At 66.2% G+C, this 17,032-nt stretch carries 19 protein-coding genes and 1 pseudogene; 12 read left to right on the top strand and 8 right to left on the bottom strand.

Translation table 11 applies throughout. The features are described from left to right. Nucleotides 1–52: 52 nt before the first annotated feature. Nucleotides 53–1,048, bottom strand: coding sequence for a hydrolase (locus tag G4G71_RS00785; RefSeq protein ID WP_169935017.1), 996 nt, complete (start codon nt 1,046–1,048; stop codon nt 53–55). 108 nt (nt 1,049–1,156) lie between these two features. On the opposite strand from G4G71_RS00785, the gene G4G71_RS00780 reads away from it, so the two are divergent. Together G4G71_RS00780 and G4G71_RS00775 are read left to right on the top strand one after the other, a co-directional pair. After that, a complete protein-coding gene (locus G4G71_RS00780; protein ID WP_169935016.1) occupies nt 1,157–1,510 on the top strand; it encodes a hypothetical protein in 354 nt (117 codons plus the stop codon). A gap of 76 nt (nt 1,511–1,586) precedes the next feature. After that, nucleotides 1,587–2,582 carry a tetratricopeptide repeat protein gene (locus tag G4G71_RS00775; protein ID WP_169935015.1) on the top strand — a complete coding sequence of 332 codons (996 nt, stop codon included), beginning with the start codon at nt 1,587–1,589 and terminating at the stop codon, nt 2,580–2,582. Nucleotides 2,583–2,587: 5 nt separating this feature from the next. Here the strand turns inward: G4G71_RS00775 and G4G71_RS00770 are convergent, their stop codons facing one another. The 4 genes from G4G71_RS00770 to G4G71_RS00755 are packed head-to-tail and all read right to left on the bottom strand — an operon-like array spanning nt 2,588 to nt 6,634. Beyond that, the gene (locus G4G71_RS00770; RefSeq protein ID WP_169935014.1) at nt 2,588–3,142 is read right to left on the bottom strand and encodes a hypothetical protein; all 555 of its coding nucleotides are present in this window, start codon (nt 3,140–3,142) and stop codon (nt 2,588–2,590) included. A gap of 3 nt (nt 3,143–3,145) precedes the next feature. Beyond that, entirely contained in the window at nt 3,146–3,754 is a 609-nt protein-coding gene (rsmD, locus tag G4G71_RS00765) for a 16S rRNA (guanine(966)-N(2))-methyltransferase RsmD (RefSeq protein WP_169935013.1), read from the bottom strand. Beyond that, nucleotides 3,754–5,271: a M16 family metallopeptidase gene (locus tag G4G71_RS00760; RefSeq protein ID WP_169935012.1), complete on the bottom strand. Its 1,518-nt coding sequence runs from the start codon at nt 5,269–5,271 to the stop codon at nt 3,754–3,756. Before G4G71_RS00760 ends, rsmD begins: the two co-directional genes overlap by 1 nt. After that, nucleotides 5,264–6,634 (bottom strand): M16 family metallopeptidase, encoded by a 1,371-nt coding sequence (locus G4G71_RS00755; protein ID WP_169935011.1) that lies wholly within the window; start codon nt 6,632–6,634, stop codon nt 5,264–5,266. Before G4G71_RS00755 ends, G4G71_RS00760 begins: the two co-directional genes overlap by 8 nt. Before the next feature lie 192 nt (nt 6,635–6,826). Here G4G71_RS00755 and ftsY point away from each other — a divergent pair, with 192 nt between their 5' ends. The 5 genes from ftsY to G4G71_RS00730 all read left to right on the top strand — a co-directional run bounded on the left by ftsY (nt 6,827) and on the right by G4G71_RS00730 (nt 11,591). Next, a complete protein-coding gene (ftsY, locus tag G4G71_RS00750) occupies nt 6,827–8,239 on the top strand; it encodes a signal recognition particle-docking protein FtsY (RefSeq protein ID WP_169935010.1) in 1,413 nt (470 codons plus the stop codon). Further along, nucleotides 8,236–8,907 carry a cell division ATP-binding protein FtsE gene (gene ftsE, locus G4G71_RS00745; RefSeq protein WP_017520095.1) on the top strand — a complete coding sequence of 224 codons (672 nt, stop codon included), beginning with the start codon at nt 8,236–8,238 and terminating at the stop codon, nt 8,905–8,907. The genes ftsY and ftsE overlap by 4 nt, the downstream gene beginning before the upstream one ends. Beyond that, entirely contained in the window at nt 8,907–9,917 is a 1,011-nt protein-coding gene (gene ftsX, locus G4G71_RS00740; protein ID WP_169935009.1) for a permease-like cell division protein FtsX, read from the top strand. Before ftsE ends, ftsX begins: the two co-directional genes overlap by 1 nt. Nucleotides 9,918–10,027: 110 nt before the next feature. Further along, nucleotides 10,028–10,882 (top strand): RNA polymerase sigma factor RpoH, encoded by an 855-nt coding sequence (gene rpoH / locus G4G71_RS00735; RefSeq protein WP_045213023.1) that lies wholly within the window; start codon nt 10,028–10,030, stop codon nt 10,880–10,882. 94 nt (nt 10,883–10,976) lie between these two features. Then, nucleotides 10,977–11,591 (top strand): hypothetical protein, encoded by a 615-nt coding sequence (locus G4G71_RS00730; RefSeq protein WP_169935008.1) that lies wholly within the window; start codon nt 10,977–10,979, stop codon nt 11,589–11,591. Here G4G71_RS00730 and mtgA read toward each other — a convergent pair. Beyond that, nucleotides 11,588–12,311 (bottom strand): annotated as a pseudogene (gene mtgA, locus G4G71_RS00725) (monofunctional biosynthetic peptidoglycan transglycosylase). The gene G4G71_RS00730 and the pseudogene mtgA sit on opposite strands and share 4 nt — an antisense overlap. Nucleotides 12,312–12,343: 32 nt before the next feature. On the opposite strand from mtgA, the gene G4G71_RS00720 reads away from it, so the two are divergent. From G4G71_RS00720 to G4G71_RS00700, 5 genes are all read left to right on the top strand, one after another. Beyond that, nucleotides 12,344–12,712, top strand: coding sequence for a DUF423 domain-containing protein (locus tag G4G71_RS00720; protein WP_169935007.1), 369 nt, complete (start codon nt 12,344–12,346; stop codon nt 12,710–12,712). 100 nt (nt 12,713–12,812) lie between these two features. Then, on the top strand, nt 12,813–13,013 hold the full coding sequence (gene thiS, locus G4G71_RS00715) for a sulfur carrier protein ThiS (protein WP_024766770.1): 201 nt from the start codon (nt 12,813–12,815) through the stop codon (nt 13,011–13,013). Nucleotides 13,014–13,073: 60 nt separating this feature from the next. Further along, nucleotides 13,074–13,880: a thiazole synthase gene (locus G4G71_RS00710; RefSeq protein WP_037013526.1), complete on the top strand. Its 807-nt coding sequence runs from the start codon at nt 13,074–13,076 to the stop codon at nt 13,878–13,880. A 134-nt stretch (nt 13,881–14,014) separates the two neighbouring features. Then, nucleotides 14,015–14,686, top strand: coding sequence for a tRNA (guanosine(46)-N7)-methyltransferase TrmB (trmB, locus tag G4G71_RS00705; RefSeq protein WP_240964990.1), 672 nt, complete (start codon nt 14,015–14,017; stop codon nt 14,684–14,686). A gap of 168 nt (nt 14,687–14,854) precedes the next feature. Beyond that, nucleotides 14,855–16,201: a DUF1329 domain-containing protein gene (locus G4G71_RS00700; protein ID WP_169935005.1), complete on the top strand. Its 1,347-nt coding sequence runs from the start codon at nt 14,855–14,857 to the stop codon at nt 16,199–16,201. 183 nt (nt 16,202–16,384) lie between these two features. Here G4G71_RS00700 and G4G71_RS00695 read toward each other — a convergent pair whose 3' ends face one another. Both G4G71_RS00695 and G4G71_RS00690 read right to left on the bottom strand, forming a co-directional pair. Continuing rightward, nucleotides 16,385–16,639 (bottom strand): hypothetical protein, encoded by a 255-nt coding sequence (locus G4G71_RS00695; protein WP_017520105.1) that lies wholly within the window; start codon nt 16,637–16,639, stop codon nt 16,385–16,387. A 42-nt stretch (nt 16,640–16,681) separates the two neighbouring features. After that, nucleotides 16,682–17,005: a DUF3392 domain-containing protein gene (locus G4G71_RS00690; protein ID WP_017520106.1), complete on the bottom strand. Its 324-nt coding sequence runs from the start codon at nt 17,003–17,005 to the stop codon at nt 16,682–16,684. Between the last annotated feature and the right edge of the window lie 27 nt (nt 17,006–17,032).

Below are 17,032 nucleotides of genomic sequence, written 5' to 3'. Positions count from 1 at the left end.
GGTGCAGTTTCAGTCTGCCTCATTCCCGTTCTGCTGGGCTGATCCAGCGCAGTCAGGCTTCGCGTCGTTCGCGCAGCCACTGCGGGATGCGGCGCTCCAGGTAATAATCCGGGCGCCCGGGGGAGCCGCCGATGAAACCTACGTGACCGCCATGGGGCAGCAGCTCCAGTTGCGTCGACGCGGAAAGCTCGTCCAGCTGCGGCACGCTGTTGGCATGGATGAACGGGTCGTCGCTGGACTGGATGACCAGCGTCGGCACCCGGATGCCGCCCAGGTAATAGCGGCTGGAGGCGCGCCGGTAGTAATCGTGTACATCGGCGAAACCATGCAGCGGCGCGGTCACACGGTCGTCGAAGTCCCAGAAGGTGCGCATGCCATCGAGCGGCCCGAGGCGCTCCAGCGCCGCGAGGTTTTCTGCGTGGCCGCCGGCGGCAAAGGCCTGGCGCTTGGTCTGCACGTAGGCCACCAGCTCGCGCATGAAGTGCGCCTGGTAGACCCTGGAGAAGCCGATGCCGATGCGGTCCGCACACTGGTCGAGGCGGAACGGCACCGACACCGCCACCGCGCCTTTCAGCGGGCAGCTATCCGAGGATTCGCCAAGGTACTTGAGCAGCACATTGCCGCCCAGCGAGTAACCCACCGCGTAAAGCGGCGCCATCGGCCGCTTGGCACGAACATGGGCGACTACCGAGGCGAGATCCTCGCTGACGCCGGAGTGATAACCGCGCGGCAACAGGTTCGATTCCCCCGAGCAGCCGCGCCAGTTCAGCGCCACGCTGGCCCAGCCCTGCGCGGCGAGTTGCTGCTGCAGGCCGAGGATGTAGTGCGAGGACGACGAGCCGGTCAGCCCATGCAGCGCCAGCACCAGCGGCGCATCCGCCTCGTGCGGGCCGTGCCAGTCGAGGTCGATGAAGTCACCGTCTTCCAGCCACAGGCGCTCGCGGGTGCGCTGGAGGCTCGGCGCCTTGCGCAGGAGCGAGCCGTAGAGAGTCTGCAGGTGCGGGCCGGGTAGCCACCAGGCGGGTTTGAACGGGGAAGGTATAGTCATCACGGATCGAGTGGGGGCGACGAGTTGTGATAGTAACGCCAAGTCGGCCGCACGATGGATGCCTCATGCATCCGTCATCAGGAAAACCCACGCAAAGGAGGGGATGGAATGTGGAAGAAAATCGCGGCGTTGAGCCTGGTCGTCTGGCTGGCCGCGTGTGGCGAGCCGGTCCCGCAGGAGCACAAGTCCTACGTGGGCTTGTGGACCGCGCCGCAGATGAGTCTGCTGGTCACGGCGGATGGCCGCGTCGCCTACAAGCGAGTTTCGGGCAGTACTTCAAAGTCCATCGAGGCGCCGATCAAGCGCTACGAAGCCGACGGTTTCACCGTTGGATTCGGCCCGTTCGACACGCACTTCAAGGTTTCCAAACCACCCTACCAGGACGGCAACCAGTGGAAGATGGTGGTCGATGGCGTTGAGTTGGTGCGCACCAGCACCGTCGATGTCGGCAAGTCGATCTGAAGGCTCTCTGCACCGGTATCATCAAGGAGCCGGCCCGGACGGCCGACCAATTCAACCGACATGAGGATTGTCCCCTATGTTCAGCCGCTGGCTGTTTCTCTCCGCTCTCACCGTAGCGTTGCCCGGCTTCGCCTGGGCGGATGGCGCCTCTTCCGACTTCAGCGAGGACGCACCCAGCGCCGAACAGAGTGATCCGCGCGGCGAAGAGCTGTTCGCCGAATTCACCCGCCTCCACCTGGCCGCCGAGACGGGCGAGCCGCAAGCCCTGTTCGATTTAGGCGCCTACTTCTACCAGCAGCAAAACTACGCCGGCGCGCGCAAATGGTGGGGCAAGGCTGCCGAGGCCGGGATGGCTCGCGCGCAGATCCAGCTGGCGATGCTCTATCGCCAGGGTGATGGCGGCCCCCAGGACAAGGCCGAAGCGGCACGCTGGTTCCGCAAAGCCGCGGAGCAGGGCGATGCTGGCGCGCAGAACGAGATGGGCGTCCTCTACTGGGGCGGCGAAGGCGTCGACAAGGACCGGGTCCAGGCTGGCACCTGGTTCGAGCGCGCGGCCGAGGCCGGCAGCGAAGACGCCGAAACCAACCTGGGATGGTTCTATCTGGATGACTCCCAGGGCATTTACGACGCTGCTTCCGAGGAAGAGGCAGCGCTGCAGGATCGCTATGCCGCCAGCCGGGAAAAGGCCTTCCAGTGGTTCTGCAAGGCTGCGACCCGTGGCGATTCCCGTGCCCAGTTCAAGGTGGGCGAGGCCTACTGGAACGGCTCCGGTGCGGGCATGAACAAGTTGCAGGCGCGGCTCTGGCTGGAAAAGGCCGCGCAGCAGCAGGACGCGGAGGCCATCGCCTGGCTGAAGACTGCCGAGGGCACCGCCTGGTACACCCGCCTGGAAAACTGGGCCCACGCCGCGCTGGATGGCGAGTTGTCCGGAACCGCCGACTGCTCGGGCGCCCCGGATCGTCGGCACGCCGATCGCGGTGTCGAGAGCGCCTCGCCTGAACCGGAGGCCGTGGAGGCCAGCGCAGTCGATGCAGCCGAGGCCGTCGACGCGGCGGAGGCGGCGAGCCAGTAGGCCCGCTACCAGCCGAACTCGTTGGCCAGGTCTTCCGCACGGCGGGCGTCGCCCAGCAGCTTTGCCAGCTCGCCGATCAGTTCGCGGCGGAAGACCGGGTTGACGCTGTAGTCCTGCGCGAAGATGTCTTCGCCCGCGCTGCGCCACACCCGCGCGAAGGTGGCGAGGCAAGCGGTCATCTGCCAGAGATCATCGAACATCGGTGCGGGGTCCCACGGGCCACCATGCTGGTCGAAGAGGATGCGGCCGGTGGAGCACTCGAAGATGAAGGGATCGGCACCCTGGTCCGCCACCACGATCCAGCCCTCGTCCCATCCTGCCAGCCGCTCGCCGGTCAGGCCGTGCCAGCGGTAGCCGGCCTGCCGTCCCCACAGCTTCGCCAGTGAGGGAATGAAGAACGGATTGCCGGCGGTCTCCAGCGTGCAGTCGCAGGGGCCGACTTCGCCGTAGAAGCGCTCCAGCTCGGCGGGTAGGGCGATGTCACCGGCCCAGTCGCTGGCAGGTTGAACGAAACAGCGTTCGTCCAGCGCCAGCAGTTGTTCGCGGAGGGCGTCCGGCATCCGTCAACTTTCCCGCTGCCACAGCGCGTAATGCACCGAGCCCGCAGTCTTTTCCCGATGCAGCCGCCAGTTGCCCGGCAGGCCGAGGCTGGAGGGCACGGCTTCGCTTTCGGTGTAGATCCACGCGTCCTTGGCCAGCCAGCCGCGCTCTTCCAGCAGGCGGCAGGTGTTCTGTAGCAGGTCCTGGTGGAAGGGCGGGTCGAGGAAGACCAGGTCGAAGGCTTGCGATGCCGGGGTATCGAGGTAGCGCAGCGAGTCGGTCATCAGCAGTTGGCCGTTGCCGCACTTGAGCGTGTCGAGCGTGCTGCGCAGCGCGGACACGGCTTCGCCGTTGGTATCCAGCGCCAGGCCCGAACTGGCTCCGCGCGATAGCGCTTCGAGGAACAGCGCACCGCTGCCGGCGAAGGGGTCGAGCACACGGGCGCCGGGGACGTAAGCCGCCAGCCAGTTGAACAGCGTCTCGCGCACCCGGTCCGGCGTCGGGCGCAGGCCCGGGCCGTCGGGGAAGGCGAAGCGCCGGCTGCGCCATTCGCCGCCGATGATGCGCAGCTGGCCCTGGCCGCCGTGGGGCTTCTGTGCGGCGCGCGGGGCGCCGCCGGGTCGTTTGCTCATCAGTGCTCCGGTACGCCGGCGGGTTGCGCGGCGGGTTTGTCGGTGGGCGGCGGCAGCGGTTGCTGCGGCACGGTGGGGCCGGCGGTGACGATGACGAAGGCGTCCGGGTCGAGGTGGCGGCGCATCGCTTCCTTCACCTGCTCCACGCTCAGGCCCTGGACCTGGCTGAGGAAAGTCTCCAGGTAATCCAGCGGCAGGTTGTAGAAGCCGATGGCGCCCAACTGGCCGACGATGTCGGCGTTGCTCGCGGTGGACAGCGGGAAGCTGCCGGCCAGCTCGCGCTTGGCGTCGTCCAGTTCCTTCTGCGTCGGGCCCTTGTCGAGGTAGTCGCGGACGATGTCCTGCACCAGCTTGAGGGTGCCTTCGCTCATCTCGGCGCGGGTCTGCAGGCCGATGGTGAACGGCCCGCGCGACTGCATGCCGGTGAAGCCGGAGTAGACGCCGTAGGTCAGGCCGCGCTTCTCGCGCACCTGGTCCATCAGTCGCGTGCCGAAGCCGCCGCCACCGAGGATCTGGTTGCCCAGGTAGAGCGCGGCGTAATCCGGATCGTTACGGGTGATGCCCAGCTGCGCCAGCATCAGCTGGGTCTGCTTGGACGGGAACTCGATGTGGGTGACGCCGGCCTTGGGTGTCTGCGGCTCGCCCGGCGCGGGCAGGGCGGGGCCCTTGGGCAGTGACCTGGAGACGCTGCCGGCGATGGCTTCGGCCTGCTCGCGGGTCAGGTCGCCGACCAGCGCGATGACCACGTTGCCAGCGGCGTAGGCCTTCTGGTGGAAGGCGCGCAGCTGGGCGACGCTGATCTTGGGCACCGACTTCTCGTTGCCGTCGCTGGAGTGGGCGTACGGATGATCGCCGTAGAGCCGCTTGAACAGTTCCAGGCCCGCCAGCTTGCCGGGGTTCTGCTTCTGGTACTCGAAGCCGGCCATGACCTGGTTCTTGATGCGCGCCAGGGCGTCCTCGGGGAAGGTCGGCTGGCCGATCACCTGGTCGAACAGTGCCAGCGCCGCGTCGCGCTTGGCCGGCTCGCTCAGGCTGCGCAGGCTGGCTACCGCCATGTCGCGGTAGGAGCCATTGCCGAAATTCGCGCCCAGGTCGTCGAACCCGGCGGCAATCGCGCTGGTGTCCTTGCCGGGCACGCCTTCGTTGAGCATGGCGTTGGTCAGCATGGCCAGGCCGTAGGTGTCGCCGTCCTGGCTGCTGCCGGCGGCGAACGTCAGGCGCAGGTCGAACATCGGCAGTTCATGGGCTTCGACGAAGAGCACGCGGGCGCCCTCGGCGGTCTGCCATTGCTGGATGTTCAGCTTGCGGTGGCTGGGCGCCTTGCCGGCGGCTTCGGCCAGCGATTGCAGGCCGGTGGGCGCGGCGTTTTCGGCGGCAGCTGGTTGTGCAGGGGCGGGCGCCGGCGCGGCCGCTTCGGGCTCGGCGGCGGGACGGGAAACGAACAGCACCAGTCCGGCGATCAGCGCGATGACGATCAGCCCGACCAGGCCGTAGCGCAGGCCATTGCGTTCACTCATGGCTCGGCTCCTTGTCGGTGGCGACTTCCGGCAGGACCTGGGCGAGGGTCAGGCGGGAGCGGGTGAAATAGGTGCGGGCGGCTTGCTGAATATCTTCGGCTGTGACGGCCTGGATGGCTTCCAGGTCCTTGTCCGCCAGTTGCCAGCCGAGGCCGACGCTTTCCAGCTCGCCGATGGTGCTGGCTTGCCCGGCGATGGAGTCACGCTCGTAGACCAGCCCGGCGATGACCTGGGCGCGGACGCGCTCCAGTTCTTCCTTGCTCGGTGGGTTCTGCTTGAGGTCTTCCAGCTGCTTCCACAGAGCGGCCTCGACCTGGTCGAGGGTCTTGCCGGTCTGCACGTTGGGCGTTGCAGAGAGGAAGAACAGGCCGTCGCCGCGGGAGAAAGCGTCGTAGGAGGCCGAGGCGCCGGCGACGATTTCCTCGCCGCGCTCCAGGCGCGAAGCCAGGCGGGCGCTGTAGCCGCCGTCGAGGATCGCCGAGATCAGGCGCAGGGCGTTGATCTGCCGGGAGTCGTCACTGCTGCCCAGGGTCGGCACGTTGAAGCCCATGATCAGGCTGGGCAACTGGGTGCGTACGTGCAATTTGAGACGACGTTCACCCGGCTCGGCCAGCTCCAGCGGTTTGCGCGCGGCGGGCAGGTCGCGTTTCGGAATCTCGCCGAAGTACTTCTCGGCCAGGGCCTTCACCTCGTCGCCGCTGACGTCGCCGACTACCACCAGGGTGGCGTTGTTCGGTGCGTACCAGGCCTGGTACCAGTGGCGCAGGTCGTCGATGGTCATGCGCTGCAGGTCGGCCATCCAGCCGATGGTCGGCGTGCGGTAGCCGCTGGCGGGGTAGGCGGCGGCCTTGAAGCGCTCGAAGGCCAGCGCGCTGGGCTTGTCCTCGGTGCGCAGGCGGCGCTCCTCCTTGATCACCTCGATCTCGCTCTTGAACTGGTCGGCCGGCAGGGCGAGGTGCGCCATGCGGTCGGCTTCCAGCTCCAGCGCCACCGGCAGGCGGTCGCGGGCCAGCACCTGGTAGTAGGCGGTGTAGTCGTCGGTGGTGAAGGCATTCTCTTCCGCACCCAGGTCGCGCAGCACCAGCGATGCCTGGCCGGGGCCGAGCTTGCGGCTGCCCTTGAACATCATGTGCTCCAGGGCGTGGGAGAGGCCGGTGAGGCCCGGCGTCTCGTAGCTGGAGCCGACCTTGTACCAGAGCTGGGAGACCACCACGGGGGCTCGGTGGTCTTCGCGGACGACGACCTTCAGGCCATTGTCCAGGGTGTATTCGTGGGTGGGCTGTGGTTCCGCGGCGCTCGCCATCAGCGGCAGTAACAGGGAACCGAGCAGCAGGCCGGCGTGGCGGCGTGCGAGGGTTTTCATCGTGGACTGAACCTTTCGGGCTGTCCGCGGGGTCTATGCAGGCTGGCGACCAGCCTCTTAACCCCGGCGGGCGAGGAGATGCTAGGATACCCATCCGTTTTCCGGGCGGCCACGTTCAGGGCTTCTCGAAGCTGTTTCGAGGCTTTTTTACTGCCTGTCTTTCGTGGCGTCCCCTAGAGATTCGATCCCTACATGTTTGGTTCCAACGACGACAAGAAGGCCCCGCCAGCCGGGGAGAAGAAGGGTCTGTTCGGCTGGCTGCGCAAGAAGCCGCAGGCCGCGGAGCAACCTGCCGCCGAAACCGAGCAGCCGGTAGAACAACCGGTTGTCGCCGAGCCCGCTCCTGCGCCCGAACAAGCTCCTGCTGCACAAGCTGAGCCGGTCGCGCCGCGCGCCGAGCCGACTCCCGAACCGGTTATCGACGTAGTGCCGGTCGCCGTGCCGGTCGAGCCGCTGGTGCAGCCCGCTCCGCAGCCTGAGCCGCAGCCGATCGTTGCCGAAGCGCCGCAGCCGGCTGTCCTGCCGGTCGAGCCGGTGCCCGTTGCCGCGCCCGTTCAGCCCGAGCCCGTGGCCGAAGCGCCCGTTGTGGTCGCCCAGCCGGAACCCGAGGTCGCCCCACAGCCCGAGCTCGAGCCCGAGCCGCAAGCCAGACCTGCCGCCGGCGAGTCTTCCAAGCTGGGCTTCTTCGCCCGCCTCAAACAGGGCCTGTCGAAGACCAGCGCCAGCCTCGGCGAAGGCATGGCCAGCCTGTTCCTGGGCAAGAAGGCCATCGACGACGACCTGCTGGACGAAATCGAAACCCGCCTGCTGACCGCCGACGTCGGCGTCGAGGCCACCACTGCCATCGTGCAGAACCTGACCAAGCGCGTGGCGCGCAAGGAGCTGGCCGATAGCGAGGCGCTCTACAAGGCCCTGCAGGAAGAGCTGGCCACCCTGCTGCGCCCGGTCGAGCAGCCGCTGACCATCACGGCGGACAAACAGCCCTACGTGATTCTGGTCGTCGGCGTGAACGGCGTTGGCAAGACCACCACCATCGGCAAGCTGGCCAAGACGCTGCAACTGGATGGCAAGAAAGTCATGCTGGCCGCCGGCGACACCTTCCGCGCCGCCGCCGTCGAGCAGCTGCAGGTCTGGGGCGAGCGCAACAACATCGCCGTGATCGCCCAGCACACCGGCGCGGATTCCGCCTCGGTGATCTTCGACGCCGTGCAGGCCGCCAAGGCTCGTGGCGTGGACGTGCTGATCGCCGACACCGCCGGCCGCCTGCACACCAAGGACAACCTGATGGAAGAGCTGAAGAAGGTTCGCCGCGTGATCGGCAAGCTGGACGAGACGGCTCCCCATGAAGTCCTGCTGGTGCTGGATGCCGGCACCGGGCAGAACGCCATCAACCAGGCCAAGCAGTTCAACAACGCCGTGGCGCTGACTGGCCTGGCCCTGACCAAACTGGACGGCACCGCCAAGGGCGGGGTGATCTTCGCCCTGGCCAAGCAGTTCGAGCTGCCGATCCGCTACATCGGCGTCGGCGAAGGGATCGACGATCTTCGAACCTTCGAAGCCGATGCTTTCGTCCGTGCACTCTTCGAGACCCGGGAAATCGCATGATCCGTTTCGAGCAGGTTGGCAAGCGCTACCCCAACGGCCATGTCGGCCTGCACGAGATTTCGTTCCGCGTGCCGCGCGGCGAGATCATGTTCGTCACCGGCCACTCCGGCGCAGGCAAGAGCACCCTGCTGCGCTTGATCCTGGCGATGGAGCGGCCGACTTCCGGCAAGCTGCTGCTCGGCGGGCAGGACGTTTCGCGCATCTCCACCGCGCAGATTCCCTTCCTGCGCCGGCAGATCGGCGTGGTGTTCCAGAACCACCAGTTGCTCGATGATCGCAGCGTGTTCGAGAACGTTGCCCTGCCGATGCAGATCCTCGGCCTGCCCAAGGCGGATATCGCCTACCGCGTAGAAGCGGCGCTGGACCGGGTAAATCTGAAGGAGAAGGCTGAAGACCGTCCGTCCGACCTCTCCACCGGCCAGCAGCAGCGCGTCGGCATCGCCCGCGCGGTGGTGCACCGCCCGGCGCTGCTGCTCGCGGATGAGCCGACCGGTAACCTCGACCCGCGCCTGGCTTCGGAAATCATGTCCGTGTTCGAAGACATCAACCGCCTGGGCACCACCGTGCTGATCGCCAGCCACGACCTGGCGCTGATCGCGCGCATGCGCCACCGGATGATCACCCTGCAGCGCGGCCGCATCATCGCCGACCGTGAGGAGAACGCCTGATGAGCGCCAATGACCTGCCCCGCGGCGACGAAGAAGGCACCCCGACGCGCAATACGCGCGAGCGCCCGGACGACAACGAGCACCAGGACAACAGCGCCTCGCTTTCGGCCTACGCGGAAAACCACCGCGCCAGCCTGATGGACAGTCTGCATCGCCTGGTCAGCCATCCCTTCGGCAGTTTCTTCACCTGCCTGGTGATGGGCATCACCCTGAGCCTGCCCATGGGCCTGTCGCTGCTGCTCAACAACGTCGAGCGCCTCGGCGGCTCCTGGCAGCGCGCCGCACAGATTTCCCTGTTCCTCGACCTGAAGGCCAGCGAGGCCCAGGGCCAGGATCTGCGCGAGCAGATCGAGAAGATGCCCGACGTGATCGAGGCGCAACTGATCAGTCGTGACGATGCGCTGAAGGAGTTGCAGGAACAGTCCGGGCTCGGCGAGGCGCTCAAGGAACTGCCCGAAAACCCGCTGCCGGCGGTCATCTCGGTGACGCCCAAACAGATCGACAAGGCCCAGCTGGATGCCTTGCGTCAACGGTTGTCGGAACTGCCGGGTGTACAACAGGCGCAGCTGGACCTGGTCTGGGTCGAGCGGCTGTCGGCGATCCTCAAGCTGGGTGACCGCTTCGTCTTCGGCCTGACCATCCTGCTGGTGCTGACGCTGTTGCTGGTGATCGGCAACACCATCCGCCTGCACATCGAAAATCGCCGTAACGAAATTGAAGTCATCAAGCTGGTCGGCGGGACGGACGGCTATGTGCGTCGCCCCTTCCTTTATATGGGCGCGCTTTATGGCCTGGGCGCGGGCATCCTGTCCTGGGCCCTGCTGGCCTTCGGGCTGGACTGGCTGAACAGCTCGGTGGTCAACCTGGCTGGGCTGTACGGCAGCGATTTCGGCCTGGCCGGCGTGCCGGTCGACGATGGCCTGTCGCTGACCGTGGGCGCGGTGCTGCTGGGCTGGATCGGCGCCTGGCTGGCCGTGGCGCGCCACCTGCGTGAGCTGGCGCCGCGCTGAAACCCCCTGATTTTGCTGGGGTTAAGCGGGTGTAAAGGAACTTTTACACCCGCTTGCAGTCAGATTTCGCAGTGCTACACTGCGCGAGTTTCGTGAATCGGAGGATTCGCATGACCACTTCTCTGCAACCTGTTTATGCCCTGGCTCCCGGTGCGAACCTGGAAGCCTATGTGCACTCGGTGAACAGCATTCCGCTGCTGACGCCGGAGCAGGAGCGCGAACTGGCCGAACGCCTCTTCTACCAGCAAGATCTGGAAGCGGCACGGCAAATGGTTCTGGCGCACCTGCGCTTTGTTGTGCATATCGCCCGGAGTTATTCCGGGTACGGCCTGGCCCAGGCCGATCTGATCCAGGAAGGCAACGTCGGCCTGATGAAGGCCGTGAAGCGCTTCAACCCGGAAATGGGTGTGCGCCTGGTGTCGTTCGCCGTTCACTGGATCAAGGCGGAAATCCACGAGTTCATCCTGCGCAACTGGCGGATCGTGAAAGTCGCGACCACCAAGGCGCAGCGCAAGCTGTTCTTCAACCTGCGCAGCCAGAAGAAGAAACTGGCCTGGCTGAGCAATGACGAAGTGCACCGCGTCGCGGAAACCCTCGGTGTCGAGGCCCGCGAAGTCCGCGAGATGGAAAGCCGTCTCACCGGGCAGGACATGGCCTTCGACCCGGCGGCGGACGCCGACGACGAGAGCGCCTACCAGTCCCCGGCGCATTACCTGGAAGACCATCGCTACGACCCGGCGCGCCAGCTGGAGGAAGCGGACTGGAGCGACAGCTCCACCGCCAGCCTGCACGAGGCGCTGGAAGGCCTGGACGACCGCAGCCGCGACATTCTCTACCAGCGCTGGCTGGCCGAGGAAAAGGCGACGCTGCACGACCTGGCGGCCAAGTACAACGTGTCCGCCGAGCGTATTCGCCAGTTGGAAAAGAACGCGATGAACAAACTCAAGGGCCGCATCGAAGCCTGACCGGCTTCGATGCGCTCCCGTTGAGATCGAGAACCGCACCCTGGTGCGGTTTTTTTCTGTCCGGTCATTCTCTGTCCAGAGTCTGGAGAGTCCCATGCCGCGCCTGCGTCCCGTCCACGGGATGTTTTTCCTGGTCATCGCCCTGCTGGCTTTCGGCCTGGGCACCTGGGTCGCCCGCACGTCGGCGCCGCCCAAGCCGCCGCAGTGGTTCAATGACTGGAAGGAAAAGGTCTTCGAGCCGCTGGCTGATGATCGCCTGAGCCTGAGCGATCTGCAGGGTCAGCAGCCCGGCGAGCTGTGGCTGACTGCCAGCCAGGACGGTCCGCAACTGCATTACCGCGGCCGACTGGTGACGGACGAAGGGCCCTGGCATGTCGAGGCGGAGCTGGCGTTGAGCGACGCCGAGCATGCCAGCCTGGCCAAGGCCACCGGCATGCAGCCGACCAGCAAGGATCAGCCGCTGAGCGCCGAGCTGATGAGTCAGCTGGGCAATAAACCGGTCTCCGAACTGGCGCTGGCGCCGCAGGAAGACCTGGCAGTCGGGCGTCTGGCGGTGAGCCTGGGCGACCCGCGCCTGCGCCTGCAGGTGGATGGCGGCGAGGCCTGGGTCTACCCGGAGAAAGGCATGACCGTTCTGCACCGCGACGGCACGCTGCAGTGGATTCGCGTGGTTCCGCGCAACACCCTCAAGGTGTCGGAGGCGCCTTAAAGGCGCCCGAGATACTCGCTGCCGCCCAACTGCCACATCTGCTGGCGAATCCACGAGGCGCGCTGGCGCACGTAGGGGCCGGGCTTTCCGGCGCTCCACTTGCGCGGGTTGGGCAGCACGGCGGCCAGCAGGCTGGCCTGCTGTTGCGACAGGCGCTTGGCGTCCACGCCGAAGTGGTGCTGAGCGGCGGCCTGGGCGCCGAACACGCCGGCATCCCATTCCACGCTGTTGAGGTAGACCTCGAGAATCCGCTGCTTGGACCAGAAGGTCTCGATCAGCAGGGTGAACCAGGCCTCGAAGCCCTTGCGCACCCAGCTGCGGCCGGTCCAGAGGAAGACGTTCTTCGCCACCTGCTGGCTGATGGTGCTGCCGCCGCGGACCTTGCCGCCCTGCTCGTTGTGCGCCAGCGCCTTCTGGATCGCCGGCAGGTCGAAGCCGTGGTGCTCGGCGAACTTCTGGTCCTCGCCGGCAATTACCGCGAGCTTGAGGCTGTCGGGCAGCTCGTCCCAGGAGCGCCAGCTGCGCTGCAGGTCGATGGGCTTGCCGTTGAACCAGGACTCGACCTTGCGCTCTACCATCACCATGGTCCCCGGCGGCGGCACCCAGCGCAGGACGATGACCAGCGCCACGCTGATGGCGACGAACCAGAGCGCGATCTTTGACAGGCGGCGGAGGGCGTTGCGCATGCGGAGGCTTTGCCTGGGCGGATGAGCGGGCCATTATAGCGATACTCACCTGTCTGGAGCTGTCCCATGTTGCGCACTTTCCTGATGCTCGCCGCGTTCTTCGGTTTCACCGGGGTCGCCCTTGGCGCCTTCGCCGCCCACGGTCTGAAGAACAAGCTCACGCCCGAGTACCTGGCGGTATTCCAGACCGGCGTGCACTACCAGATGCTGCACGCCCTGGCGCTGTTCGGTGTGGCGCTGCTCACCGCGCACATCGGTGGCACCCTCATCAGCCTCGCCGGCTGGGCATTCACCGTCGGTATCCTGCTGTTCTCCGGAAGCCTCTACCTGTTGACCCTGGCGGGCCTGGGCGTGGGCATCATCACGCCGATCGGCGGACTGTTCTTCCTCATCGGCTGGGCGCTGCTGCTGGTGGCGGCCTTCCAGCTGGGTTGACCCGGATGTCAGAAAAGCCCGAGTGCGACGCCCGGATACCTTGGTCATCCGCCGCGATCGGGCTAGAATGCGACCCCCTCCAGCAACGACCGTCCCGCCCATGCGTATTCAGTTGAATGGCGAACCCTTCGAGCTGCCCGCCGGCCAGACCGTCGCCAACCTGCTCGAGCGTCTCGACCTCACCGGCAAGCGTGTCGCGGTCGAGCTCAACCAGGACATCGTGCCGCGCAGCCAGCACGCCGCCACCGCCCTGAGCGAAGGCGACCAGGTGGAAGTGGTGCATGCCATCGGCGGCGGCTAGAGCCCGTCGCTACATCTTTCAGGCCCCGCAAAGCTTTCACATTTCCTGAGGAGTGATCCGATGAGCCAAGCTTCCTCCAATCTGCCGGTCGACAAGCCCTTCACCCTGGCTGGCCGTACCTACAATTCGCGCCTGCTGGTCGGCACCGGCAAGTACAAGGACCTCGAAGAGACCCGCGTGGCCATCGAGGCCTCGGGCGCCGAGATCGTCACCGTGGCGGTGCGCCGTACCAACATCGGCCAGAACCCGGGCGAGCCCAACCTGCTGGACGTGATCCCGCCGGATCGCTACACCATCCTGCCGAACACCGCTGGCTGCTATGACGCCGTCGAGGCCGTGCGCACCTGCCGCCTGGCCCGCGAGCTGCTTGATGGCCACAACCTGGTCAAGCTGGAAGTCCTGGCTGACCAGAAGACCCTCTTCCCCAACGTCGTTGAAACCCTCAAGGCCGCCGAAGTGCTGGTCAAGGACGGCTTCGACGTCATGGTGTACACCAGCGATGACCCGATCATCGCCCGCCAGCTGGCCGAGATCGGCTGCATCGCGGTGATGCCGCTGGCCGGTCTGATCGGCTCGGGCCTGGGCATCTGCAACCCGTACAACCTGCGCATCATCCTCGAAGAAGCCACCGTTCCGGTGCTGGTGGATGCCGGCGTGGGCACTGCGTCGGATGCCACCATCGCCATGGAGCTGGGCTGCGAGGCCGTGCTGATGAACACCGCCATCGCCCACGCGCAGAACCCGGTGATGATGGCCGAGGCCATGAAGCACGCCATCGTCGCCGGCCGCCTGGCCTACCTGGCCGGCCGCATGCCGCGCAAGCTCTACGCGAGCGCGTCGTCGCCGATGACGGGCCTGATCAACTAACGTTTCCACTTCGACGCGCGGGCCGGTTTGCCAGAAGCAACCGGCCCGCGTGTGCATTTACCCGCAAGGTCCGAGTCATGAGTGACATTCCCGAAAATCAGCCCGAGAACCAGCCCGACGCCGAAAACCGTCCGATGCGCGCCATCAAGAGCTTCGTGATGCGTGCCGGCCGCATGACCGAGGGCCAGCAGCGTGGTCTCGATCAGGGCTGGCCGAAATTCGGCCTGGAGCTGGCCGACGGTGCGCGGGACTTCGATGAAGTGTTCGGGCGCAAGGCGCCGCGTACCTTCGAGATCGGCTTCGGCATGGGTCACGCCACCCTCGAGATGGCTGCGGCCGCGCCGGAGCAGGATTTCATCGGCGTGGAAGTGCACCGTCCGGGCGTCGGCGCGCTGCTCAACGGCATGCTGACCCAGGATCTCACCAACATCCGCGTCTACAGCTGCGATGCCATCGAAGTGCTGCGCGACTGCGTTGCCGACGCCAGCCTCGACCGCCTGCTGCTGTTCTTCCCGGACCCGTGGCACAAGTCGCGTCACCACAAGCGTCGCATCGTGCAGCCGGCCTGGGCCGAGCTGGTGCGGCAGAAATTGAAGGTCGGCGGCGTGCTGCACATGGCCACCGACTGGGAACAATATGCCGAGCACATGCTGGAAGTGATGAATGCCGCACCCGGCTATCGCAACCTTTCGGCGGACAATACCTACGTGCCGCGCCCGGAAGAGCGCCCGGTCACCAAGTTCGAACGTCGCGGGGAGCGACTCGGCCATGGCGTCTGGGACCTGAAGTTCGAGCGCGTCGACTGATCCACCGAAAAGGCCTGCACAGCGGGCCTTTTTCACGCAAAGAACACCCTACAGACCGGGACCACCCGGCAGGCCCCAGGGCCACCCTCACCTCCTGAATAAAAAGCGGCATCCGCCGCGGACGAAAATAAGAGTGACGGACAGGAGTCCGTCGCAAAGGAGTCTGCTGTGTTGAAGAAACTTGCTGTACTGCTGATGGCAGGGGCGTGGGCCCTGCCGGCGCAGGCGAAAGTCGATGCCACCGAGGCCGCTCGACTGGGCCGCGACCTGACGCCGATGGGGGCGGAAATGGCCGGCAATGCCAGTGGCACCATCCCCGCCTGGACCGGCGGCATCACCACCGCGCCGGCAGGCTACCAGCCCGGCAGCCATCACCTCGATCCGTACGCTGGCGACGCCGTGCAGTACAAGATCGACAGCAAGAACCTGGCGCAGTACCAGGCGCTGCTCACGCCCGGCACCCAGGCGCTGCTGCAGGAGAACCCGGACTACTACCTGCGCGTCTTCCCCAGCCGCCGCAGCGCTTCCTTGCCCCAGCGCATCTATGACGCCACTCGCTTCAACGCCGAAAACGCCGAGCTGATCGCCGACGGCAACGGCGTCCAGGGCGCTGCTGCCGGCGTGCCGTTCCCGATGCCGAAGATCGGCCTGGAAGCGATCTGGAACCACATCATGCGCTACCGCGGCGAGCAGATTCACATGGTGACCAACCAGGCCGCCGTACTCGCCAGCGGCAGCTACAACCTGCTCAAGCTCGACCGCTACGTGTACTTCAACTACGGCCGCGAGGGCATGACCCCCCAGGACCTGAACAACACGCTGTTCTACTACAAGTACAACATCGTCGCCCCGGCCAAGCTCGCCGGCTCTGCGCTGGTGGTGCAGGAGACCATCGACCAGGTGCTGTCGATCCGCAAGGCCTGGCGCTTCAACAGCGGCGAGCGCCGCGTGCGCCGCCTGCCGAGCCTGGCCTACGACACCCTGCAGCCGGACACCAACGGCCTGGCCACCGCCGACACCGTGGACGTCTACAACGGCGCGCCGGACCACTACGAGTGGCAGCTGCTGGGCAAGCGCGAGATGCTGGTGCCGTACAACAGCTATGCCGTGCACCAGAAGGGCATTCCCTACTCCGATATCCTGCGCACCAAGAGCCTCAACCCCGAACTGCTGCGCTACGAGCCGCACCGCGTCTGGGTGGTCGAGGCGACCCTGCGCAAGGGCATGGGCCATCCGTTCTCCAAGCGCCGCTTCTACCTGGATGAAGACAGCTGGCAGATCCTCGCCTCGGATATCTACAACGCCGACGGCAAGCTGATCCGCGCCCAGGAAGTGCACCCGATCAACTACTACGACGTGCCCATGGTGCTCAGCACCCTGGAGGCGCTGTACGACTTCGAAGGCAAGCGCTATTTCGTCGACGGCCTGGACAACAACGAGCCGATGTACGACTTCAAGGTCCCGCTGGGGCCGCGTGACTTCACTCCGCAGGCCCTGCGCCGCGAGGGTAACTGAGTCCAGCAGAGGCCGCCGCGAGGCGGCCTTTGTCTGTCTGCGCAATGGGGTGGGAAACACCTGTAGGAGCGAGCTTGCTCGCGAACGTGCCATCCGGTAACGCCGGTGTCGAGGCGGTTCGCGAGCAAGCTCGCTCCTACAAAAACCATGCCCTTGTCGTTGTCCCAGCCCAAGCGGCGCGCGTTACTCGATCAGCTCGGCACCCAGCACTGTGGTTTCCGGCATGCGCATGGGCGCCGGGCTGATCTGCAGGTACTTGATGCTGGTGCGCGGGATGATCAGCAGGTCGCCGTCCACCTCGATGCTGATGACCGGCGATTCCATCTGCTTGCGGATGCCGCGGGCCACTTCGGCGGGGTCGTCGCTCTGTTGCGGGAAGCGCAGCGCCAGGCGCTGGCCATCGGAGAAGTGCAGGTAGAGATGCTTGATCGGCTTCATGTGTCCTCCGGCGTTGGTGGCCAACCGCCGGAGGCCCGCAGGTCAGCTGCGGTCGGCGATCATGCCAATCACGAAGAACACTAGCAGCAGCACGGGCGCCAGGGTGTAGTTGTTGAAATAACCCAGGCCCTTGGCCAGCCACGGGGTGACGAAGACCATCGCCAGGCCGTAGCCCACGGCGCAGATCAGTACGAACAGCAGGGTGCGGAAGACGAAGTTCAGGCTGCCGATGCGCTGCTGCACCCAGGCGTTGATCGCCGGGCCGAACAGCACCAGCACGGTGGCCATGATCGCCAGGGCGATGTCGGACAGGTGGCCGCGGCACCAGCGGGAGACGTTGGCAATCAGGTCGAGCGCGAAGTCCATTGGGGCTCCTTGGGATCGAGTGTCGCG

The sequence above is a fragment of the Pseudomonas multiresinivorans genome (genome assembly GCF_012971725.1).
GTDB classification, from domain to species: Bacteria; Pseudomonadota; Gammaproteobacteria; order Pseudomonadales; family Pseudomonadaceae; genus Pseudomonas; species Pseudomonas multiresinivorans.
This window is presented reverse-complemented; position numbering and strand designations above follow the sequence as displayed.